The sequence below is a fragment of the Aridibaculum aurantiacum genome (genome assembly GCF_017355875.1).
GTDB lineage: Bacteria > Bacteroidota > Bacteroidia > Chitinophagales > Chitinophagaceae > Segetibacter > Segetibacter aurantiacus.
This window is the reverse complement of the sequence record NZ_JAFEWC010000001.1, coordinates 884,400-909,439: the sequence shown is the minus strand read 5'-3', so window position 1 is coordinate 909,439 and position 25,040 is coordinate 884,400. Positions and strand designations below refer to the sequence as shown.

15 protein-coding genes are annotated in these 25,040 nt (G+C 42.7%); 2 read left to right on the top strand and 13 right to left on the bottom strand.

Translation table 11 applies throughout. The features are described 5' to 3' along the window. Positions 1-319 precede the first annotated feature (319 nt). Positions 320-1,747: a sialate O-acetylesterase gene (locus J4N22_RS03785; protein WP_207492368.1), complete on the top strand. Its 1,428-nt coding sequence runs from the start codon at positions 320-322 to the stop codon at positions 1,745-1,747. Between the two features lie 341 nt (positions 1,748-2,088). Beyond that, entirely contained in the window at positions 2,089-4,173 is a 2,085-nt protein-coding gene (locus J4N22_RS03780; RefSeq protein WP_207492367.1) for a glycoside hydrolase family 127 protein, read from the top strand. Positions 4,174-4,762: 589 nt separating this feature from the next. On the opposite strand, the gene tnpA is transcribed toward J4N22_RS03780, so the two are convergent. The 13 genes from tnpA to J4N22_RS03715 form a co-directional block, all read right to left on the bottom strand. Next, on the bottom strand, positions 4,763-5,188 hold the full coding sequence (gene tnpA, locus J4N22_RS03775; protein ID WP_242692051.1) for an IS200/IS605 family transposase: 426 nt from the start codon (positions 5,186-5,188) through the stop codon (positions 4,763-4,765). A 546-nt stretch (positions 5,189-5,734) separates the two neighbouring features. Next, entirely contained in the window at positions 5,735-9,031 is a 3,297-nt protein-coding gene (locus tag J4N22_RS03770) for a glycoside hydrolase family 2 TIM barrel-domain containing protein (protein ID WP_207492365.1), read from the bottom strand. Positions 9,032-9,486: 455 nt separating this feature from the next. After that, on the bottom strand, positions 9,487-10,824 hold the full coding sequence (locus J4N22_RS03765; protein WP_207492364.1) for a bile acid:sodium symporter family protein: 1,338 nt from the start codon (positions 10,822-10,824) through the stop codon (positions 9,487-9,489). Positions 10,825-10,839: 15 nt separating this feature from the next. Further along, the gene (locus J4N22_RS03760) at positions 10,840-11,496 is read right to left on the bottom strand and encodes an aspartate/glutamate racemase family protein (protein ID WP_207492363.1); all 657 of its coding nucleotides are present in this window, start codon (positions 11,494-11,496) and stop codon (positions 10,840-10,842) included. 127 nt (positions 11,497-11,623) lie between these two features. Further along, positions 11,624-12,991, bottom strand: coding sequence for a four-carbon acid sugar kinase family protein (locus J4N22_RS03755; RefSeq protein WP_207492362.1), 1,368 nt, complete (start codon positions 12,989-12,991; stop codon positions 11,624-11,626). Positions 12,992-12,998: 7 nt separating this feature from the next. Continuing rightward, positions 12,999-14,243, bottom strand: coding sequence for a ribulose-bisphosphate carboxylase large subunit family protein (locus tag J4N22_RS03750; RefSeq protein ID WP_207492361.1), 1,245 nt, complete (start codon positions 14,241-14,243; stop codon positions 12,999-13,001). A gap of 52 nt (positions 14,244-14,295) precedes the next feature. Then, the gene (locus tag J4N22_RS03745; protein WP_242692050.1) at positions 14,296-16,584 is read right to left on the bottom strand and encodes an alpha-L-rhamnosidase-related protein; all 2,289 of its coding nucleotides are present in this window, start codon (positions 16,582-16,584) and stop codon (positions 14,296-14,298) included. Between the two features lie 82 nt (positions 16,585-16,666). Beyond that, positions 16,667-18,253 carry a sodium:solute symporter gene (locus tag J4N22_RS03740; RefSeq protein WP_207492360.1) on the bottom strand — a complete coding sequence of 529 codons (1,587 nt, stop codon included), beginning with the start codon at positions 18,251-18,253 and terminating at the stop codon, positions 16,667-16,669. Positions 18,254-18,325: 72 nt separating this feature from the next. Then, positions 18,326-19,417 (bottom strand): Gfo/Idh/MocA family protein, encoded by a 1,092-nt coding sequence (locus tag J4N22_RS03735; protein WP_207492359.1) that lies wholly within the window; start codon positions 19,415-19,417, stop codon positions 18,326-18,328. A 96-nt stretch (positions 19,418-19,513) separates the two neighbouring features. After that, entirely contained in the window at positions 19,514-19,900 is a 387-nt protein-coding gene (locus J4N22_RS03730; protein WP_207492358.1) for a four helix bundle protein, read from the bottom strand. Between the two features lie 10 nt (positions 19,901-19,910). After that, a complete protein-coding gene (locus J4N22_RS03725; protein WP_207492357.1) occupies positions 19,911-22,460 on the bottom strand; it encodes an L-rhamnose mutarotase in 2,550 nt (849 codons plus the stop codon). A 14-nt stretch (positions 22,461-22,474) separates the two neighbouring features. Then, positions 22,475-23,365, bottom strand: coding sequence for a sugar phosphate isomerase/epimerase family protein (locus J4N22_RS03720; protein WP_207492356.1), 891 nt, complete (start codon positions 23,363-23,365; stop codon positions 22,475-22,477). A 109-nt stretch (positions 23,366-23,474) separates the two neighbouring features. Beyond that, on the bottom strand, positions 23,475-24,857 hold the full coding sequence (locus J4N22_RS03715) for a DUF4974 domain-containing protein (RefSeq protein WP_207492355.1): 1,383 nt from the start codon (positions 24,855-24,857) through the stop codon (positions 23,475-23,477). Between the last annotated feature and the right edge of the window lie 183 nt (positions 24,858-25,040).

Here is a 25,040-nt window from a genome sequence, read left to right as displayed (position 1 = left end):
TAACAAGAGGATGAATTTAGAGGAAACTAACTAAGCAAAATGCTAAAGGAGAAAGGAATGTATGGTGGATGGTCATATGGCAATGTTTTGAGTACATGAATAACAAGCAAACCGATGATTGCTACAAGCCTAAATGACTTGTAAACAGGCCAATGAAGGTAGATTAGTGCTTTCGCTCTACAATGTCAGGTCTTACTATGTTGATGGAAGATTTTACTATTGCCAAACCTGCAAAAACTTTTATCGCTACTTTCAGAAACTGAATTTCCACCCTCGCCAGCCAGGGTGATCAATTGTCAGTTTATAACGCATTGCTCCCATGAAGACTATCAAAGCATCTCTTCTCTTACTGTTATTACTATCCCTTGCATTTATCAATCATGCACAGGTAAAGCTTCCTTCCATCTTCACAAATAATATGATACTGCAACAGCAAACAGATGTTGCGTTCTGGGGTTGGAGTAATGCAGGCAGTTCAATCAAAATCACACCTTCGTGGAGTAAGATCAGCTACACAGCTAAAGCAGATGCTGCAGGCAAATGGAAAGTAAAAGTAGCGACACCAACTGCTGGAGGTCCTTATACCGTTACTATCTCCAATGGTAAACCAACAACGCTTACCAATGTATTAATTGGCGAAGTCTGGCTATTGGGCGGACAATCAAATATGGAAATGCCGATGAAGGGGTTTAAAGGCCAACCTATCCTTGGCTCCAATGACGCTATCCTTCATTCGAGAAACAAAAACATCAGGTTGTATACGGTTCCGCGTTCATCAGTTATAGAAGTGCAGGAGAACAGCAAGCCATCAGAGTGGAAAGAGGCTTCACCAGAAACTGTTAGCAACTTCAGCGCTACCGGCTATTACTTTGGAAAGCTTGTTAATCAAATGCTGGATGTTCCGGTAGGCCTTATCAATTGCAGCTACAGTGGCTCTTATGCCGAGGCCTGGATGACACCAGAAGCACTGAAAGACTTTGGCGTGAAAATCCCGGTGAAAGGTGACACGATAAAAGCTGTGAGCCGCACGCCTACTACTTTATACAATGGCATGCTACACCCTATCATTGGTTATGGTATCAGGGGCGCACTGTTTTACCAGGGCGAATCAAATTATGATGATCCGGATAAATACCAAAAGCTTTTTCCAACGATGGTAAAGCAATGGCGCAACGAATGGGGCATTGGCAACTTTCCATTTTATTATGCACAGATAGCACCCTATAATTATGCACAGCTGCCGCCGCACCACACTGGCGGAAAATATAATTCTGCTTACCTGCGTGATGCACAAAGGAAGGCGGAAAAGGTAATACCGAATGCAGCTATGGCTGTGTTGCTGGACATTGGCGAGGAGAAGCAAATACATCCTGCTAACAAAGAAGCAGGAGGAAAAAGACTGGCACTGTTAGCACTGGCTAAAACGTATGGAATGAACGGGTTCGGCGCTGCCAGTCCTGCTTACGATACACTTACTATTACCGGGAGTATTGCCAATGTTCGTTTCCAAAATGTACCAAATGGATTGACTTCTTTTGGTAAAGAGTTAACGCAGTTTGAGATAGCAGGAGCGAATAAAGTTTTCTATCCTGCTAAGGCATGGATCAATGGAAGCAGTATTGCCGTGTCGGCACCAGAAGTAAAAGAACCGGTAGCCGTACGATATGCTTTCAAAGATTTTGTAGTGGGTGACTTATATGGTACAGATGGATTACCTGTCTCGAGCTTCAGGACGGACACATGGTAAGTGATGAGTGATGAACTAGGAATGATGAACTATGAATGATGAACTATGAATGATGAATGATAAATGATGAATGATAAATGATGAAGTATGAAGAATGAAATTTGAATGACAGTCAAGCTGCTTTTGTGGTCTTTTGAATTTTGACTTTTGACTTAGCATTCTCACTTTACTCATCATCGTTGTGTCACTCACTTGTACTGGTAGATCTTCAATCAACTGTGAAGAGAAAGCATAAGCTTGAACAATTAGTTGCGATGCACAATGATCTGTGGTACAAGTGTGCGACGCAACCAGAGAATAATTGAAATACAAATGCTGGCTAAATAATCAGAACTATAACTATGAATACAGTATCAAAAATATTTTTTACGTCTGCGCTTTTTTATGCTACACAAGTAACAGCGCAAGACAAAGCTTTGGTGAATACCAGCAAGAGCGAATTTGCAAAGCTTGCTGCCGTAAATATGGGCGATGTAAAATGGACCAACGGCTTTTGGGCAGAACGCTTCAATGTATGCCGCGACTCGATGGTTCCAAATCTTTGGCGCATTTACAATGACGCTAATATCAGCCATGCTTTCAAAAACTTTGAGATAGCTGCCCGCCTTGATACAGGCTCGCACAAAGGACCTTCTTTTCATGATGGCGACTATTACAAAACACTGGAAGCAATGGCAAGCATTTACGCCTCTACCAAAGACAAGCGCTTGGATGAAGCGATGGAAAAAGCCATTGCAGTAATTGCAAAAGCACAACGTGAAGACGGATACATCTACACAAAAGCAGCTATCGATCAGCAGAAAACAGGCGAGAAAAAACAGTTTGAAGACAGGCTGAGTTTTGAGGCTTATAACATTGGTCACCTGATGACGGCGGCATGTGTGCATCATCGTGCTACAGGTAAAACCAACCTACTTGATGTAGCACGTAAAGCAACAGATTACTTGTACAACTTCTACCAACGTGTTTCGCCAGAGATAGCACGTAATGCAATATGTCCTTCACATTATATGGGGACAATAGAAATGTATCGTACAACTGGTGATGCACGATATAAAGAGCTAGCTCAAAAACTAATTGATATACGAGGTGTATCAGTAGGATCGGATGATAACTCGGACAGGTATAAGTTCAGGGATATGCAGGAAGTTGTAGGGCATGCGGTAAGAGCAAATTATTTGTTTGCAGGGGCTGCGGATGTATATGCAGAAACAGGTGATAAAACCTTGCTGAATACCCTCAACATAATGTGGGATGATGTAGTTAATCACAAGATGTATATAACCGGTGGTTGTGGTGCATTGCACGATGGAGTGTCTAATGATGGCACATCCTTCAATCCTGGTGATGTAGAAAAGCTGCACCAGGCTTATGGGAGAAAGTACCAGCTTCCAAACCTAACTGCACACAACGAGACCTGCGCCAACATTGGCAATGTACTATGGAACTGGCGCATGCTGCAGCTGACAGGTGATGCTAAATATGCAGATGTGATGGAACTAGCTTTATATAACAGCGTGTTGAGCGGTGTTAGTTTAAGTGGAAAGAAGTTCTTTTATACAAACCCTTTAGCAGTATCCGGAGACCTCCCTTATAAACAACGTTGGACAAAGGAATCCTACGCAACGCTTGATAAAAAGAAATGGCCTGACTATGGTTCTAACATGAGTTGGTCACGCGACAGGCTCGAGTATATTGGACTTTCAAACTGCTGTCCCCCAAATGTGGTACGTACAGTTGCTGAGATTAGCAACTATGCTTACAGCACATCAGATGATGGTTTATGGTTCAATTTGTATGGCAGTAACAATCTGTCAACGAAGTTGAAAAACGGTTCTTCAATCAGGCTAATACAGCAAACGAATTATCCATGGAATGGCCATATAAAAATTACAATTGATGAAGCTGCATCTAACACATCACTCCACTTGCGCATACCAGAATGGGCAGATGGCGCAAGGATATTAGTGAATGGAAAGCTTACAACAACACCTGTAGCCGGCACCTATGCAGCAGTGAAAAGACCATGGAAGAAAGGAGATGTAGTAGAGCTTGTTTTGCCAATGGAAGCCAAGCTAATTGAAGCCAATCCTTTAGTAGAAGAAACCCGTAACCAGGTAGCTGTTAAGCGTGGACCAATTGTTTATTGTTTAGAATCTATAGACCTGCCGAAAGAACAAGAACTTTTTGATGTAGCAATACCTACAAATATGAAGCTTACACCAAAGATGGCAACAATAGATAATAGCCAGGTTATGGTACTGGAAGGACAGGCAGTATTGAACGAAGCGGGTGACTGGAATAAAAGGCTCTACCGAACAGTTTCATCGAAACAGGCAAAACCTATAGCGGTAAGACTAGTACCCTACTATGCATGGGGCAACAGGGGCAAGACAGACATGAGTGTGTGGCTGCCGGTGAAGTGAGGAATTATGCATGCTGGATGATGATTGATGAATGTTGAGTGATATCATTTGCCTCGCCTTTCAACAATTGCCTCGGCTTCCAACAATCACATGCCTCGGCTTCCATTGCCTCGCCTTTCAAGGCGAGGAAGACTAAATAAAAAAACATCTCTTTGGCTTTAGCCAAACAGATCATTTATGGCCAAATAAATTCCCTTTGGCTAAAGCCAATTTTTCAATTTCATTTTTGATCTCCGCCCTAAAGGGCGGAGCTAGAGATTGATCTGCTGTTTGATTTATTGATTATTTGCCGCGCCTTCAATTGCCTCGCTGTTAATTGCCTCGCCTTTCAAGGCGAGGAGAACAATAAAAAAAATGGGCTCTTTGGCTTTAGCCAAACAGAAAATTTATGGCCAAATAAAATTCATTTTGATCTCCGCCCTAAAGGGCGGAGCTAGAGATTGATCTGCTGTTTAATTTTTTGATTATTTACCTCGCCGTTTATTGCCTCGCCTTTAAAGGCGAGGAGGATAAAAAAACAAATGTGCTCTTTGGCTTTGTTGCCTCGCCTTTCAAGGCGGGAAAATAAAATAGAACATTTTAATTGGCTTTAGCCAACTACATTGAAACCATATTTTCCAATAAATGCATCATACTCCTGCTGAAAAGTTTGTTTCTTATGATGCTCTTCCTGCTTATAAATATAAGTGCGAACTGTAGCTAACATAGATTCAGAAACAGATACAGCAAAATATTCATCCTGCCACTCAAACTTATCCTCGGTCAACTGCTGTTGATTTATCCAATAAGAAGATTCGCCTTTGATCAATTGAACCACTTTAGCAATTGTTTGCTCAGCGCCCAAGGAAATAAGACAATGCATATGATCTGTATAACCATTGATGCAGTCAATGAATAATCCTTTTTTCCTGCCATTAACCCTGATGTGGTTGAAGATGTTTCTGCGAATAGAATCTTTCAGAAGTGGATGTCTATGTTTGGTAGCCCATACTAAATGGATCCAGATCTTGATCATTGGCATGGTGAGGAAGTTTGGCTAAAGCCAAAATACAAAAACAATTTGTTTTCTCCGCTCCGCCCTAAAGGGTGGAGCTAAAGATTGATCTTTAATTGAGGTTTTGTTAATCAATTTCCTCGCCTTTCAAGTCGAGGAAAAAAATTATCAATCAATATTGGCTTTAGCCAAATAAAAAGGGATCACACGACCAATAGGACCTTTATGAAATCATTTTGGCTAAAGCCAAATCCTTCATTCATTATGATCTCCGCCCTGAAGGGCGGAGCTAGTGTATCTTCTTCCTTTAATCAAAAATTTTATGTCCAACACATCTTTAAACAATTGCATCGCCAATTGCTTCGCCTTTCAAGGAGAGGAAGAAGATTATCGATCAATAGTGGCTTTAGCCAAATAAATGATCATATGGATGATTCAAGGATGGAGGAAATAATTTGTTGTGGTATTCTCCCATAATCTGCCGCGCATCCATTGCCTCGCCTTTCAAGGCGAGGCAAAAAGATTATCAACAAAATTGGCCTTAGGCAAAAACAAACCACACAATCATCAAAATTTAATCTTCCGCACTACCTCATTTACCTGCTCCTTCCTTTTTTGCATTGGCATTAAATAAAAAGAATAACGATAATCCTTGGCAGGAATTTGATACTGGTTTAATGGTGCAGCAACATCACTCCAGGTATCATTGCCACCAACGCCCATTTGCATGAGGTCGATGTTGAGGGTAATGTATCCTGCATCTTTTAGTTTATTTGTGTGCTTTGCATTTTCAATATTCTCCTCGGTATACGGCCACGCACTCATGCTAAGCAAACTATCCGCTACAACTAACAATCCCTCATTCTTCTTATTTGCCAGGTACATCCACCTTACATCTGTTCTGTATCCATTCTCCTGCGGCAGTACATAAGGCTCCATAAACTCATTGATGTGCTGAGAATATATACCTGCATCAAAACCATATCGCCTGTCTACGTAGTTCTCAAATTTACCACGGCCATACCAGGTGATGTTGTCATAATCCCTTGCAATGGCGCCCTGCATACCAACTTTCGGAATGTTGGGCAAACCTGGTTTTACCTGAAGTGCATAATCTACTTTCACTGCACCATCACCAGCTATATAGTATTTCACAGTTACAGTAGCACTATCGTTAATCAAAGAGTAAGTACTAGTCACTACCACACCACTGCCTGCCTGGCCATCAGACTTGCCTACTGCAGTATTCACCAGTTTCATATTAGGCTCGTACCACTGCTTTAGCTTACGATGCGGCTTCCAGCCACGGCGGTCATTATCTGTAAGAGGACGTTTGAAATGCGGCAACAACGGTGCATACACCTGCTCTTTTCCTTTATATAAATAAGAGCTCAAGGCACCATTGCTCTTACTGATCTTTATGCTGAAATCTTTACCTGTCATTACATAAGCATCTGCAGATGTTGTCATATTAATCCGGGATGTAGCTTTAGCAATAGCATTATAACTAGCAAGTCCTGTTAATGCAAATTGATTAGATGCTACTTCATGCCCTTTTGGAGCCCATGCTTCATCAGCAGCCAATGTAAAATGTATATCAGCCAAATACTCTGGTCCTTGCTTCAGTTTTGGTAAATAGCCAGCTATACTTATAACTGTATCCCTTCCTGCTGCTAACGCTATTCGTGGCAATGGCTTATTCAAAATCGCCACACCATTTTCCCTTACAACCAAATGAACAGCATAATCAGCGAGTGATTTCACTGCATGCCTGTTGGTTATTTTGATTAACCCTTTTGCTACATCAAGCAATTCTGTTTCTGCAGGTTGGTATACACGTTTACATTCATAGATTGCTGCCTTAGGCCTGCCATCTGCTGCTACAATACCATTGATGCAAAAATTACCATCATGCAGCTTCTCACCAAAGTCACCACCATAAGCATAGTACTCCACTCCTGCACTATCCTTCTTCAGCAATCCCTGGTCTTTGAAGTCCCAGATACATCCGCCAATAATCTTTGGTAATGAGCGGAACAGGTCCCAGAATTCTTTCATGTTACCGGTTGAGTTGCCCATCGAATGCGAGTACTCAACAAATATGATCGGCCTGTTATCACCATTCTTCTGGTTAACAAATAACTCAGGTGTAAATATGCCTGGATAAAAACGGCTGACCATATCCACATAGAATGGATCAACAGGATTCTGTATGCGGTGTGCATGATCAACTGTTTTAGGATAGCGTGGATCAGTAGGATCGATATAACCATCTACACGATGATTACCTTGCGCAGGTTCATAATGAACAGGACGCGTGATATCAAAATCATGTATCCATTCTGCCATAGCAGCATTGGTGGGACCTCTACCAGCTTCATTACCTAAGCTCCATATGATGATGCTCGGATGGTTCTTATCACGCATCACCATTCGGTTGGTGCGCTCCATGAATGCATGCACCCACGTAGGATCATTGCTAAGCTTGCCACCCAATCCATGTGTTTCATAATTTGCTTCATCCATCACCAGTATTCCATATTCATCACACAGGTCATAGAAGTAAGGATCATTAGGATAATGGCTTGTACGAATGCAATTAAAGTTGAACTGCTTCAAGGTCTCTACATCTTTACGTATATCTTCCCTAGTCAGCGCCTTACCTCGTGTTGGATGATGATCATGACGATTGACTCCATACAAGTAAGTCACCTTTCCATTGATGAGCAGCTTTGAAGTTGTCTTATCAAATTCAATACTTCTAAATCCAACTTTACAACTCTTTGCTTCCAGCACTTTACCTGTACTGTCTTCCAGCGAAAGCACAAGTGTATAAAGATTAGGCGCTTCATCACTCCATTTATCAGGATTTTTTACCTCTGCTTCAAGCAGACCAAACTTTACATTATCAAGCCTTGGATAAATTTCATTGATGATTGATTCTGCAGTGCGCTCCAGTGGCTTCTCAAACAGTGGCTTGTTATTTCGATATAATTGTGCTTTTACTGCATATCCTGCAGGTACGAGTGCTCCTGTGTAGTTGTCTATTCTTGGCCTGATGCTTAGCACTGCATCCTTGTAATCTTTATCAAGTTTCGCCTGCCAATGAAAATCAGCAATGCGCAACTTAGGCTCAGCCATCAGCAATACTTCACGTTGTATTCCACTCAGCCGCCAATGATCCTGGTCTTCCAAAAACGTTCCATCACTCCAACGGATAACCCATACGCTCAGCACATTTTCCCCGGCTTGCAGGTAAGGGGTAATGTTGAATTCAGACGGCAAAAAACTATCTTCTCCATAGCCTACAAACTTGCCATTCAACCAAACTTTAAAACCCGAACTCACTCCGCCAAAATGCAGTGTCACATTCATGTCCTTCCAATTAGCAGGCACTGTAAATGTGCGCTGGTAACAACCAACAGGGTTGTAATCAAGTGGCACATGCGGCGGGTTCACCGGGCGGAACGGGTAAACCGCACTCTTATAAATCGGCTTGTCATAACCTTTCAATTCCCAGTTGCTTGGCACTTCTATTTTCTTCCAACCGCTTACACGGCTCTTGTAAAAATCGGCGGGCGCATCGGCAGGCTTCATGGCAAAAGCAAAATCCCATTCACCATTCAGCATCATCACCCTATCGCTCTTTGTCCTGTCGCCGGTCAAGGCATCCTGCACAGAGGCAAATGAGTATGCCGTAGCCCTTGCCGGGTCACGGTTGATTGCCACCACAGATTGGTCTTGCCATGGTTCGCTATCGTACACTGATGGCACCTTTGGTATAGCCGCCGGTGTTTTATCTACCAGCTGTGCCAGCAATGATAAATGAGCGATGACCCCAATTATTAATAACCACTTCTTCATTTTTGTCTTCAATGTTTATGTTACCAGCAGTTGTGCCGATATGATTCTTTTGTTGCGTCGCACACTTGTGCTTTATTACCCAATTCAGCTATGAACCACTAAGACACCAAGCGCACCAAGTGGCACTAAGTGGTGCTAGATAATCAGCATTCTTTATGCTTCTTAGCATTTTTAAAAATTATCAAATCTTCTTCGTATAACCTCTTTTCTCTGTGTCTTCGTGGTTCAAAAAAAAGTTCATTCAAGCAGTCATGAACCACTAAGACACCAAGCGCACCAAGTGGCACTAAGAAATCTTCCCATTCCTTATAACCCTTAACAGCTTTAATGTTCACCAAGCTTTCTTAGTGTAACCTTACTTCTTCGTGCCTTTGTGGTTCAAAAAAAGTTCATCAAAGAGCTAATAGTACAAGTGAGTGACACAACGATGTAGCTAGTTGCACTACTGCTTGTAACTACACCTTTTCTACTTCAATTTTCTCAATCACTACCATCTCACCTACAGGCACAACCAACTTCTTTTCATCCACTACAGGTCTTCTTCTCCAGTAATTAGCAAGCAACGAACCGGAGATATTCATCCAGGGACTAAACACCGCTGCAGCTAATCCTACTGTTCCCAGCTTACCCATACTACCCGCTAATCCTGAAGCCATACCACCATTTTGTAGTCCTACTTCAAAGGCAATGGTGCGTGCAGAATTCTCATCAAGCTTGAACAAACGGCTAAGCCAGTAGCCAAAGAAATAGCCGGCACCATTATGAATAACGGAACATAGAAACAGGAGAAAGCCAACTTCCATTAGGTTGTCTCTTCCGGCTGCAGTGGTCACGGTGGTGAAATAAATAATCCCAAACATGCTGATGACAGGCATCATCTTATCAAGATTAGCAAAGCGATTTGCTACCAGATGATAGAGCGTACCAACGATAACAGCTCCACACAAGAAAGAGAAGATCTCTAGCGACTGCATGGCTTCAACCGAAGAAATGCTTTGTAAATGATTGAATGAACCAAGCGGCAAAGCAATTAACCATATAGCCGATATCGTAAACAAAACCTTCACCTTTTTCCATCCGCCAGGTGATGCAGTTTTCAAGTAATCGTGTAAAAGGGCAGCTCCGATAGGAACCATCACGATCTTGATGATCTCCATCATCATATTAAGAAACTTCACCTCGATGAGTGTGCCGGCTAACAACTTCATGAGTAACGGTGTCATGAAGGGCGCTACCAATGTAACCATAGCAGTTACAACTACCGACAACACAAGGTTTGCCTTTGCCAGGTACACCATTACGTTACTTGCCAAACCACTGGAGCAAGAGCCGATCAATATAATGCCTGCGGCTATCTCTGGTTCAAAATGAAATATTCTTGTTAGCAAAAAACCCATCAGTGGCATGATTGAGAACTGGCAAAGCAATCCAATAAATACGCCTTTGCCGGTTGAGGCAATGCTGGTAAAATCTCGTAAACTCATTTGTGTACCCATGCCAAACATCACCAGTTGAACGATAACGAGTATGAGCCATTTGTTGCGCAGATCAAACTCTCCCCAACTTGTAAATGCAGCCGGATATACCATACCTGCTACAACAGCCGCTATGATCCATGCTGTATATTGGTATCCTTTCAATGCAGGTAACGAACCCATTCCAATAGCAAAAGTTACTGCAGTAATCAGTCCTGCAGCTTTTGCCAAAGCATCTTGTTGCATCAACAGGCATGCTATCAATACAACAGCGGAGAGTGCGGAGAGATACAATGAAAGTTTAGATACTTTTTTCATACAGCAAGTTGACAATTACAATATGGAAGCTAGATGTTCAATGGCGATGCCCGGGCTGGCGAGTATTGGTACGCGCTTATCTTCAGCACTTAGCGTATCTACCACTCTTGCCATTGATGCCTGTGCCAGCACGATCACATCTACTCTGGTGGAAAGCTCTTTCAATGCCTCAGCTACCATGGCATCGTGCTTTGCAGCATCGCCGCTCATCAGAGCTTCAAATGCACCTTCGCACAGCACTGATGTTACGGCTACATCTTTACCTGCAACTGCAGCCCTGCGTTGTACCAGGTCAGTGGTTGGACCAAGTGTGGTAGGTAGTGTTGCTATTACACCTACTTTACTGCCTATCTGCACTGCCTGGTCAGCCATTGGTTGATCGACACGCAATACAGGTACTTTGGTTAGTCCTGCTGCTGCCTCTACGGCTGCACCTATAGATGAGCAGGTGAATAAGATATAATCTGCCCCGGCAGCTTCTGCTGAACCAGCATAATCAACAACACGTCTTGCAGTAGCGGGAGTAAGCTCCCCGCATTTGATCACATTTTTTATAAGACTATCATCTACAATATTGAATACCTGTACATGTGGCAAGTGCTGGCTACATAGTTGCTGAAATACAGGAACAAGTGTAGCTGATGTATGAACGAGACCGAGTGTCTTTGACATGTTAATTAACTATGAGTGATGAATTATGAATGATGTATGATAAGTGATGAATACTGATTGATAGAATATGAGAGATGAGAATAGAAACTTACTTCTTCTCAATTTTTAATTTTTCATTTTACATTTCTCACTCCACCATCTCTTTTGATTTTTGACTTTTGAATTTTGACTTGCCTTCTTTCAGCAGACCAAAATAATCCTCCGCCCCTACCTGCCCGCCTTTGAAGTTGATCTCGATACCATCTAATGGCGATCCGGGTGCTGATGCCTTACACAATGGAGCACCGGGTGCTAATGGAGCAATCATGGTTACTGCTTCTATTCCCATAGCCCTTGCAGCATAACTGGAAGTATCACCTCCGGCAACTACGATACGTGTCAGCTTTTCTCTTTCGCATATCCCACGTGCTATGTTACCTAATGCAGAACCAATCACTTCCACCCCATTTTTGCGAAGGTTGACTTTGTTGGTTGTTCCACCTGTATGCACAATCACACTGGTTCCTTGTGAAAGGAAGTCGAGTGCATGTTCAATATATTCTTGCAACGCCTTCTCACTATCCTTTTTAAAAAGTGACCAAACATCTATTTCAATCACCTTGAAGTCATGCTCTATTGCCCAGTGAATTTGCGAAGCGGTAACAGGTGAGCAGCTTCCGGATAGCACTAAGAGAGGCGAAGCTTCACCAGGTGTTGCCCAATTATCGGCTACTTGCAACACACCTTGTTGATTCCAATATTTACCCAGAGCCATTTCAATACCTGAAGAACCAACACTGAAAACAGTTGAACCAGCCCTGGCTTCTTTATCTATCACCTCTCCTATTGGAAGCAGTTGCTCTTCTTCAAGCGCATCGAACAACACCACCTCTGCTCCTTCGTGGCAAAGCTTATTTAATGCCGCTTCAACTTCAGTTATTGGCTTTGCTATTTGAAGTATATCTACCAACTCTATTTGCTTGTTGGTTTGTTTAGCCAGGTGTAACCTCAGATCGCTTTCATTGCTGGGCGTAACCGGATGTTTACTCATAGATGGATGCCTGTCTAAGCGGTAGATGTTTCCATTACTGCCAATACCCAAACGGGCAAACAAGTTTCCAAATAAACAGTACCTGCCTAATGGCGGAGCAGCCACTAACAGCGGGATATAACGATTGGCGAATACACTGGCACCTACATCTATTGCTTTACCAATGCTGCCGATCTCTGGTGAAGAATCGAACGTAGAACAAACTTTATAATGCACATGTCGCGGCGCCAGTTCCTTTAGCTTTTCAAATGCCGGCTGCAGTTCACGCTGCATCGCATGCGGTGGTAAAGAACGTGTCATGCCTGCCACTCCAATGGCATTCAAGCCGGGGTAAGCAGCCAGTTGCTCTACTGTTGGCGGCTCGATAAACAGCGCAGCTTTCATCCCTGCACGAGATAAAAACTCCAATGCATCAGTACTTCCTGTGAAGTCATCACCATAGAATGCTAACAACAAATCTTTCATAGCACTTTTATTTTACACCGAACTTTTCTACTGATTGTGCGAATTCAACATACTTATCTGCAGCTTGCTCTACAGTTAAACCATCTACTGCTGCCTGCCAGGCATAACGTAATGCACGTACACCTGCAGCGGCACCACCGGGATGTGCCATGATACCACCACCCGCCATATACAACAGATCGGTGGTCTGCGTGCGGCGATATGTTTCAGGTGCCTGTCCGCCCCACTGACCTGAAGAAACAACAGGCAGCACTGTTTGCCCATTACCTAGAGGTTTTAAACAAGCCTTGATTGATCGTTCTACAGAATCATCCGATTCCCAGAATTTATTTTGAATACCATTTACATGCAGTTGATCAACACCTACCAGTCGCCAAAGCTTTTGATAAGCAGTGAAATCAATCCCTAATAATGGGTGCCGCGTAAGCATGCCCCATCCATTACGATGACCATGAATAGCCAGCACCCCAATGTCACAGATCTTTTTCGTTGCCGACATACCAACGCTATTGATGTTGACCATAGCACAGGTGCCACCGGCATTCATTATTGTTTCGTAGCGCTTTATCATCTCATCAATCTCGCCACTCAGGTTGAACGCATACATGATCTTTTTACCTGTCTTATCTGCAAGCTTGTTGATCACTTGCATGACGGCTTCAACCCTTTTTTCAAAAGGTGAATTAGCGGAAGAAGAAAGTAACTCATCATCTTTTACGAAATCAATACCGGCTTCACCCAACGTCTCTACTATTGTAGCTGTTTGTTCTGGAGTTAATCCTATACTTGGCTTGATGATCGTTCCAATCATGGGTCTGCCTTCAACACTTGTTAATCTTCTTGTTCCTGCAATGCCAAACTTAGGTCCTCTGTAGTGTTGCACATAGCTGTCCGGGAAATCAATATCCATCAGCTTTAATCCTGTGAACTGTCTTAGCTCATACAAATTGCCCTGGATGGTAGACACCAGTACAGGAAGGTTGAAACCGAAATTTTCTACCGGCCATGATATCTTAACCATCGCACGGTGATATACACCACTTGCGCTTTTACCACCAGGTATGGAAGGCTCGGTAACACTTTCCAATGCTTCCACCGACTCTACCCTTGCAGCAAATCTTTGCTTCAGCTCTTCTGTTTCTCCAGGCACTGCTACAAACGTTCCTGATGATTGTTCGCCTGCAATTACATTGGCTGCAGCGTCGGGTTGCAGGGGTGTTTCAATAAAATATGTTGCTGTTATTCGTTCCATTGTTTAAGCTCTGTGCTGGTTTATATCGCTATGGTTTTGAGTAAACAACTAATTAGATACTCTTATAGTTGATAGAGTATTCTTTACCTTTTTCAATAGTGACTTCATACACACCATCACCTTTTGATCTTACTTGAGCGCCTTCCACCACAGGCATGCTTGCACTCTTCAATCTTAATGTACCAATGCCACCATCAGACTTCACCTTAATGTTATTGGTGCTTACATACATAGTTACTTGTCCGTGTGGTGTTGGCACTTTTCCTTCCATCCACTGCAAGCCACCCAGTGAAGGTTCTATCACATATGTTTCATACCCCGGTGCAGTAGGTTTAACACCCAGGTAATATTTACCTAAAAGATAAATAGGACTTGCTCCCCATGCATGACAAAGACTTTTACCAAATGGACGACCATACATCGCCAGGTGCTCTACACCCTGCTTGCTTGGATTGTATTCTTCCCAAAAGGAAGTAGCACCCAGGTTAAGCATACCGCCCCAGTAGTCTTTCATTTCTTTAAGTACATATGCTTGCTCACCCATAGCAGCCAATGCTTCCAGCTCGTAAAAACGCATGTAAGGCGTAGTGATCTTTGGTACATCTTTATTCAGTAACACGTTTTGCTTTACACCTTGCTTCTGCGCATCATTCAACCAGTTGAAGAAAATGGCAAACATGTTTGCATAGCGCGTAACATGATCTGTAGGAACACCATCAATACGGCTATGTACCAATGCTTGTTTACCCTCATTCCAATAGGTAGAGAAAATCTTAGACTTTAAATCAGTTGCTAATTGCTGGTATTTTGCACCATTAGTAGCATCCCCTGCAATGTTGGCACTAATAGCCATTGCTTCAAGGCTGCGGGCAAAAAGTAACTGCTCAAAGCTTACTTCCCCTTTCTTACTCAGTCCTTCAGCCCAATCAATGAACACCCAATCACCTGATAAACCTTCTACCATACCGTTCTTGTTGCGCCGTGATAAAACATATTCCATCAGGCTTTGCATACGCGGGTAGTACTGTTGAATGAACTTGGTATCGCCGGTGTAGAGGTAGTAGTCGTAGATGCCAATGAACCAATAAAACGTATAATCCATGATGGTGTTGATGTGACTTGTCACCGGGTCTTTACCACGCAATGCTACCAGTGTTCTTTCCACTGTAGGATTGTCGAAGTAGAGATAGTAATTCATCAGGTAACTCTGGTATGCATCGCCACTCCAGATCCACCTATCGCGCTTGATACCATCAATGAAGAACTCTCTAGTGTTCAGTTCAAACGTGTACTTTGATACGTCATAGATCTTGTTGATCAGGTCGTCAGAACAACGGAAGTCGCCACGAACAGTAACGGGAGCATACTCATACAGCATAGAAACCGAATCGTAAGTAACAGCAGGATCAGCAATGATATTTACATAACGGAACGCTTTTGACAGCTCCATCACACTATCTCTTTTGCTTGGCCTGTTGACCTGCAAACGATCGAGGGTTTCTCCATGTGTAGTTGATAGTGCTTCTTCCTGCGACTCTCCATAATAGATGGTCAGGTTGCCCTTACCCTTTAGCCCGTGCAGCTTGATGAAGCCAAATGTTTCTTTGCCGAAATCGGCCAGTAGTGCATTGCCTTTTTTTGTTGTCTTTACTGCACGCTGCGCTCTTACCGGCAGTTGCACTTGTGATGGCCTGGCCGTAGGCTTATCAAAATTCCAGTAGCCGGCTTTCAACCATGTCGTACCGGATTGATCAGATACCTTACCTGTTTCATCTATCCATTCTTTGTCTTCGTATGTCACCAACCAGCTGCTGTCTGAAACAATGCTTTTGCCTTTTAAATAGATAGCAGGCACATACTGCTGGTTGAAAACTTTGATGTTGATCTTGTGCTTGCCTGCAGGAATGGTAACCTTGGTTGGTGTTCCTTCAAGCGGCTTCCCGTCCAGCTTTACATTGTATTTACCTTCTACAAATAGCTCAATGGTTTCAGGAGATTTAACATCAAATACCTTGTGAAAGTCCATGAGCGGGTAATGGCTATCTAATTTCCAAAAAGGTGGAAAGAAAGAACCACGCTCTGTACGGCGGTTTTGCATTTTGTTACTTAACCAGATCTCGTAGTCTCCGGGGTACCAGATCCATGTGGCTTGCTGCGCAAGCACAAAGTCAAAAGTCAAAAGTAAAAAAGCAAAAAGGCTGATACACTTTAGGTACTTGCTTTTGAATTTTGAACTTTGAATTTTGACTTGGTTCATCAGATTTCCCATCGGCACAAGTGTGCGACGCAACGGCTGTTGAGTAGTGTGATCGAGCTGGTTACCAAAATATCTTTTATCCATGAAGGGAGTTATGAGTGATTAATGATAAGTTATGAGTTCTTCTATTTTGACTTTTGAATTTTCACTTTTGACTTCTTATGCCTTATCCATGTCCATTAAACAGCACATACAAGCTTATCATCACTATGATGAGGACAGCCCATGAAAACATCACGCGCCTGCTGGGCTTTGGTGCTTCTGCAAATGCAAGTTGGTGCTGGGTAACAGGTGTGTAATTTTTATCGAAATAACTGATAACAAACGCAGAGATGGCAAGCACGACAAATATGTAAAACGAAAGCAACAGGAAGTGCGGCCAGAAGGTGTATACATTAGAAGGGAACACCCACAGGTACAAGATACCGGTGCCAATACTTATGATTGTTCCCACCGATAAGATGAAGTTGGCAGCACGGGTGGTTGTCTTTTTCCAAAGCACACCGAAGAGAAACACGACTGACATGGGTGGCGCAATGAAACCAAGCACTGCCTGGAATACATCGAAAAGGTTTAAACCTTTGATGCTGTTGATGCCCAATGCTAATGCTACAGCAATAGCAGCACCTATCATCATTACAATCCGGCCGATACGATTGATCTCATTTTGAGTAGCACCAGGCTTGTAGTTTTTGATGTAGATATCCATGGTGAAGACTGTACTGAGCGAGTTGAGTGCACTATCGATGGTGCTGACAAGCGCAGCAATCAATACGGCCATCACCAATCCTGTCATACCAGATGGAAACAGTTGTGTAACCATGGTCATGTATGCTTCATCAGGATTTTTAAGATTGGGAAATAAAATAAAACATACGATGCCGGGAATGATGAATAACGCTACATCGAAGATCTTCAACCAGCCGGTGAAGTTGGCACCCAGCTGTCCCTGCTTCAGGTTCTTTGCACCAAGTACTGATTGCACCATTGATTGATCGGTGCACCAGAACCATACACCCATAACAGGATAACCCAATGCAATAGCGAGCCAAGGATAATTCTTGTCATCCATTGGCAACAACAGGTTCCAATAATGAGCTGGCGTTTTTTCGAATAGTGCTACAGGCCCTCCAACTTTCATCACACCTACCACCGTGATGATAAGTGATACAACGATCAGCAAAATCATCTGGAAGACGTTGGTATAAGCGATGGCTTTTAATCCACCTGCTATGGCAAAGAATGCAGACACGAGCACCAGTGTAAGAATAGATAACCACAAAGGGAAGTTGAGTATCTGGCTTACCAATATGCCACCTGAATAAAGTGTAAGTGCAAGCCATGATATGAGTATGGTAACAATGCTATACCATGCAAGAATACTGCGTGTCGATTCGCCAAAACGCTTGCCCATGAATTCTGGCAGGGTAGACACTTTAGCACTCAGGTAACGTGGCGCAAAGACAACGGCTAACAGGAAGATGAACGGAAACGCATACCATCCAAAGTTGCCTGCAACTACACCGGTTGTATAACCAATGCTTGCAGAAGCGATGAGCATAGAAGGACCAACATTGGTACCCCACATGGTAAAGCCTATGCTCGTCCAGCCTAATGAACGGCCGGCAAGAAACAGGTTATCTTCTTTGTTGCGCTTCTTACTAACCCAATAGCCAATAGCTATTAGTATCACCAAATAAGCTGCTACTATTGCGAAGTCAAGAGGCTGTAGTAAGGTGTATATATCTTTCATGGTTAAGGCAAAATGAAAAATGTAAAATGAAAAACCTGTGGAGTAATGTGACTACACTCCTGCTTCTTCTTTTTAATTTTTCATTTTTAATTTTTCATTTGTTAATCCATACTCATCCAATATCGCATCTACTTTCACAGGCATGCCTGTTTGCAATGACCTGTCCATGGCTTGTAATAATGCGATGGTTCCGATTCCTTCCTGCATGTCGGGATAAGCCGTAAAGCCTTGTTCAATACTATCAGCAAAATATTCCAGGTAGTTCTGGTACTCACCTGCGTGATGGCTCTGACCTTCGAAGCGGAAGTAGTGCTTCATGGTGCTATCACCCCAGTGGATGATCTTTTCTTCACCTGTTTTATCTGTAACGGAATAGCGCAACTCGTGGTAGTCAGCCTGGCTGGCACCTTCTGTACATCTTAAGATTACGGTCATGCCGCTATCGCGTTGTGCCGGTTGAATGGGGCTGGTATATACACCGCTCACTCTTGCAATTCTACCATCAGTAGCTTTGAAGATGAAGTGCATGGTGTCTTCATTTTTTAAACCTGCTGTTTTACCATTGCTGCTCACCATTCCGTAACCCATTACTTCTTCTATGTTGGGCAGGTACCATCTTATGAAATCTACAGGATGACTTAATCCTCCATACAACCATTTGAATGACTGCATCAGCGACCAACCTTTTTCCAGGAACCAACGATGGTCTGCATGGTAGTGACTTTCCACTGTTATCAATTCTCCCAATAAGCCTGCTTCATAGTCTTTGCGTTGTCTTTTAGCTGGCTCAAAGAATCTTGAGCTTTGACCTATGAAAACTTTCTTCCCTGACTTTTCCTGTAGCTCCAGTAACTCTTTTGCATCAGCCAGGTTGTCGATGAAAGGCTTGGTACATACCACATGCTTATCGTGCAGTAATGCCTGCTTCACATGCTGTGCATGTAAATGATCAGGTGTATAGATAGCGACAACATCAATCTCTTTATCATCCAGCATCTGCTGGTAGCTGGTTGTGTATTGATGAAAATCAAATTCCTTAGCACGCTGCTTACATAATTCTTCCTTTGCATCGCAAATCATCTTTAGTGCATACCTGCCGCTTTGTAAGGCAGCAGAGATGGTGCTGCGACCTTCGCCTAAACCTAATATTCCTAATTTCAACATGTTCTTCTAATTATAAATGATGAACTATAAATGATAAATGAATTGACCCACCTAGCAATAAAATTGCTCTCATTCATCATTCATAGTTCATAGTTTTCATACGGTTTTCTTACTTATGTTTTGAATGTTCTTTTTGGCAGTCATTATACTGCTTCTGATCATCTTCAATAATTCGACAGCTTCACCATAAATCGAATTAGATTCTTCTTGCGTTAATAAATCAACTTCCTTTAGAAGCTCTAACCAGTAGATACTTTCATCCGCTTCTTTTTGAGCTATTGAGAGCTTATTGATGAAATCAGCTTTACTCGATGCGTTATAAGCTTCCCTGATATTTGCACCTATAGAAGTTCCACTTCTTAATAACTGTTTACTCAGTACAAATTCCTTCTTTGACTCATTTAAATACTTAAACAATTTATAAATGCGAACAGCGAAATGAAATGATTTATCCTTCAATATATTTTTCTTTTCATTCATCATTTATACTTCATCATTTATACTTTTCTAAAAACACCCACGTCTCTCCTTTCTTTGTTCCTTCAATGCCTTCCTGGAATTTACTCATCAGGCTATTCCATTCGTTTACACGAGGGTTATTTTCCATAGTCTTTGGATTGAGTTCATCCAGGCTTGCACCTTTTGGTATACTGATGATCAGCATTAGCTGTCTTCCATTTTTAAACAATAACAGTTGCTGGAAGTCGGCATTACAAAACCCCTTGGCTACCTCCGGAAATAGCTGTTGCTGTTTGGCATGATAGTCCAGGTATTCCTGCTGCAGCTTAGGATCTTTTACAAGATTGGCGGTAAGCAGTATATGATCCCATTCTTTCACCTCTCCTTTTCCATTGCATGCATTTCTGTCAAACACATAAAACATGTCGTTGTAAATATTTACCCGGGACTGCGGCAGAACGGTGGCTATTTGTTTGCGGATGTTAATAGTATCACTTGGTGGGGTAAATGCTACAAGATGATTATTCCAATGATAAATGTCGTTGCTACTAACACCATTTTTTGAGAACACATTTTTGATTGCGGCCTCATTAGCTTTAGCCGGTGCAACTACTTCTATCACTACAGGCTTATTGATAGCTGCATGTTTGTTTGCTTGCTTATCTTTTGAAACCGGTATGTATTTATTGATAGGCCAACTGTTATCAACCGTTCTTTCTTTTACCAGGTATTGATATGGTGTCTGAATGCCAGCAAGAAGCTTTATACTATCTGCTACCTGCGGACCATTATTCGTCCAGGCATTACCCGGGCCATTTGCATTCTGCAAAAATTTTTCTGCCGGTGTCCAATTATCCTTTACTGTAAAATAAGAAGAACCCTCATCTGTATACAGGTAAAACCAATGATGCGGGTCATGTGCATAGGGTGCTACATAAATGCTGTCGACATAGTTGTTGCTGATGACAGAACCGGGCTGCGCGGATAAGGTATAGATAGCAGACACATCATACATATGCTTGCCATAGTGATGGATCTTATTAGCATGTATCCGGTTGTTACGCATGGCATTGATGGTTCTTGTCCAGCCCCAGCCCATACTAATACCGCTGTACGATACATTGCTGATCTCGTTGTGCTCGATGTTGATACCTCTTACATAACCAGCAGCAATACCAATACATCCCCAATCTTCATTGGTTACATCAGTGATAAGATTATTTACAATATGCGTGTTGGTAGTTATCTCACGTTCATCAGCAGGATCATAAGGACGATGTGTTTCATATGCTTCATCCGAAAACACTCCTGCCAGTATTCCGTTACCACCAATATCTTTAAACAGGTTGCCCTTTATTACATCATGGTGATTGCCTCGCTTGTAATCTAAGCCTGTAGAAGCAAGGTGCTCAAAACGACATGCTTCAAACCCGGTATTGTTAGTGAATGCCGCTTCCACTGCTGCGGCCGGCCTTACAAGCCATGCCTGGTTCTCCAAACCTTTTTTATCGGGTGTGCCTGGAACCTTCAGCTTGTATGCATCAGTCATAGGCATGCCTGCCTGGTGTGGCACATGCCCTTCCTTTGACGGCCTAAGCCATGTAGCATGCTGGAAAGAAAGACCTTTGAAAAACACATAAGAAACCGGATGATCTATGGTCCCTTCTATCCGCACCAATGTTTCCAATGCAGGCGCGACAACAGATGCAGTCAGCATATTTTCACCTGCTTTGGGATAATAGTACAGCTTCCTGTTCTTCATATCCAGGAACCACTCGCCAGGTTCATCTAAAAACTGTATTGCGTTGATTAAGTAAAAAGCTGAGTTACCTGTCTTCTTAGAAATCCATGGCGCAGGCCAGGGATGCTCTGATTGAATGCGACTTTCAGGTTGATGAAAAGTAAGTTTAGCACTATCACCCTGTACCTGTATCTCCTTCACACGAAGGTTGGCAATTGCCCACCATTGATGGATGAGCATCTCCAGCCCTTCAGCATTGCTTACATCTGCTGATGGTTTAGGTATCCAACAAGTTTGATCTTTATGGTTCCATGAAAGAATGCGGTTCATACTGCTGCCTGGTGTCTGCTTTGCTCTTACAGCTTTTGCATCATTCACCCATAGTTGCCTGAACTCTAGCAAACGCCCGCCAACCATAGGTGCATCGGCTACCCAAACTTTGCCTTGTGCTGCTTTCGGCAAACCAGCAATCCATCCTGGTGCTTTACGCCACCCGTTGATCAGTACGCCACCACTTAATACAGGTGTTGCACCAGCAGCCGCTTCAATGATTGTGGGGCTTGTTGGTGTGCCACTATCTTCAGGACGTACAATGATTGGCTCTTCTAGTTTGTAAACGCCTTCACCCACCACTATGCGAATACCGGTTGTGACGGATGGATCATTCAGTCTCCTTAACTCTCTTGCCTTGCGCAACGCTATAGCAACTGTTGCCAGGGGCTTTTCTTTTGTTCCATCATTATGATCTGAACCTTTCACCGACACCCATATATCAACAGCAAAAGCACCATGAAAGGTGCAGCAAAAAATAAGTAGAACTACAAGTTGCTTAATTGAATTCATCCAGTTACTATTCGTTATTGTGCTGATTGAAATATTGATTTCACATACGCAGTATTAGCTGTGAAATTGTACTTGACATTTGTTGGCGCTTTCTGATCTCTTGATCTTTCAATCACCAGCCAGCCTTTCCACTTCATTTCATCCAGTGTTTGTTTTACTTTCTTCATATCAATGGCTGTATCGTTTTGAAGCCATACACCATCGCTATTAGTACAATGAATCTGAACAATATTCTTTCTGCCTAAGATATTCAACTCCTGGTGCAGGTCGCGGTTGTTCTTGATTGCATTGGAGAAATTGAAGTAACTCTTGACAGCTTTCGATCCGATGTCTTTTAGAAGCTGCAACTCACCTGCAGCATCCAATGCTGTCTCGATGCCGATCACAACGCCTGCTTTTCTTGCCATTTTACCGGCCAACTTCAAGCGACTAACAACACTATCTCTTACTTCTGGATTTTTTGCTAAGTCACATTGAACGCCAAGCGGCAGGAAGGCAACTTTTACATTCATCAACTTCATTGTCTTTATACAATCCTCAACCGACTGTATGAAATGTTCACGCTGGCAGAACGATTGTGCATAGTAGCCAGTCATTGCCAGTGATGGTATCTCAAGGCCTAGTTCTTTTGCTTTGTCTAAAAATTGTTGGCGAACTGTATCGGTCAGCAGCTTGTTATCGAATGTTGGACGATTACCTAGTCCACCCATATCCACTTCTACTCCATCGGCTCCAATTTCTTTTGCCAATTGGAAAGCGCCCAGCTTCTGACGTTTCAATATCATCAGGTCTACTACCGCAACTTTATACCGCTCTTTTTTTGATTGTGCTACAACAGTGATAGTTGGAACAAAGCAAATAGCAAGAAGGCATATAAGGAGTAGTATCTTTTGCTTGTTGTTCATATTGTGTGGTAGCTTTTGATAAATGTTTTACGGTACAAGTGTGCGACCTGTCTGCCGACAGGCAGGCGCAACGATGCTTAATAGAGTTTCGACTGCTGGTTCCATCCTACTACTTAGCACTAACGGCAGCTTCAAATACCCTGGTTACTTCATCAAAACCTTTGATGGCAGTAGGCGGAAGCTTTTCGCCTTTGTCGCCAAAAACGTATAATGCCTGTTCCTTTTCTATAGTCACTTTGCTTTCGTCAGCAGCTTGTTTGTTCAGTTTAAAATGATCTGCAACAAATGCATACATGGCTTCTCGTTTATTCTTGCCATAGTCGTGACCATCGGTAGCAATGTGTGCATTCTGTAACATGCTGCTGCCATTGTTATAGAAACTATAGGTACGCTGCAAAAACGGAAACTCATTTTCTGGAACATGTTTCGTCCAGTCTTTACCATCGCTGATAACCAATTGAGGATTGGGAGCAGCCATAGCAGCTATTTCAACATTGTTGGTTCCGCCACCGCACATGTGTACACCCATACCACTCTCGCAAGGGCAACCACCACTGTGGTAAGAGGACAACATAGCCACAGGAACGCTCAGATCGATCCGATCGTCAATGGAAGCCATCAACATGGTCTGGCTTCCACCACCCGATGCACCGGTGATAGCAATACGATTGGTATCAACATTTTTTAAAGTAGTCAGGTAGTCTAGAATGCGGATTGCACTCAATGCCTGGATACTTTGCACCAAAGCTCTTCTATGATCAGTTGATTGAACTTGTAACAAGGACTCTCCATCCCATCCAAAAAGGTCGTAGCTAAAAGCCATAGCCCCCATACGTGCCAGAGTAGCACAGCGATACTGGCAGTCTGCGCGGTAACGTCCTTTAGAGAAATGACCATCAGGATTCAATACAAGCGGCACCTTACCTTTTACCCTTGCAGGACGGTAAAGAGAGCCGCTAACATATAACCCGGGGAGTGTTTCGATGGCTATGTTTTCGACAGTATAACCATCAAACTTTCGCACCGCTGTTATGATTGGTTTTGATGCAGGAGCTGCAGGAAGATGATTTAGTCTAAGTGCAGATAGCATACAAGATTTCAATTCAGCCTTGCGCTGTTCCCAGCTCTCTCGATTGCTATAAAGTGTAGATAAATATTGCAGTTGCTCTTTGCCTTCTTCAACCGTTTTTAAATGGTACTGGTAATTTTGAAGTTTGTACTTCTTATCTCCTTCTTTAGCAAAAGTGATATCTGCTGAAGCCAGCACATTGGCTAGTGTTTTCTCAACATTGGGTTTGAATTTCCAGCCGGCGTAATTGACCCATTTATCTTTCACCAGCTTTTCGTCATAACGAATCGCAATGCCATAACGTTGTTGTATCTGTTGTAGTACTTCCTGTAAAGGTTGCTTGAATGCATCATCGGATGTCTGCGAGTTCCCAATAGTATAGGAGAAAGCAAAAACAAACAATGAAAAGAGGAGCTTCTTCATATTGGGAACAAACAATCGTTTTTATGATCGCACAACAGCACTTGGCTAGCACGCTAGTGGTTGCGGATCAATAATGTAGCAGTAAAGCTATGTGAATGCCTTACGGGGAAGAATGCATTAATCAACTGAAATAATGGATGATTTTTCTATAACTCACGCAAAATACGAGAAGCAATGCTTCAC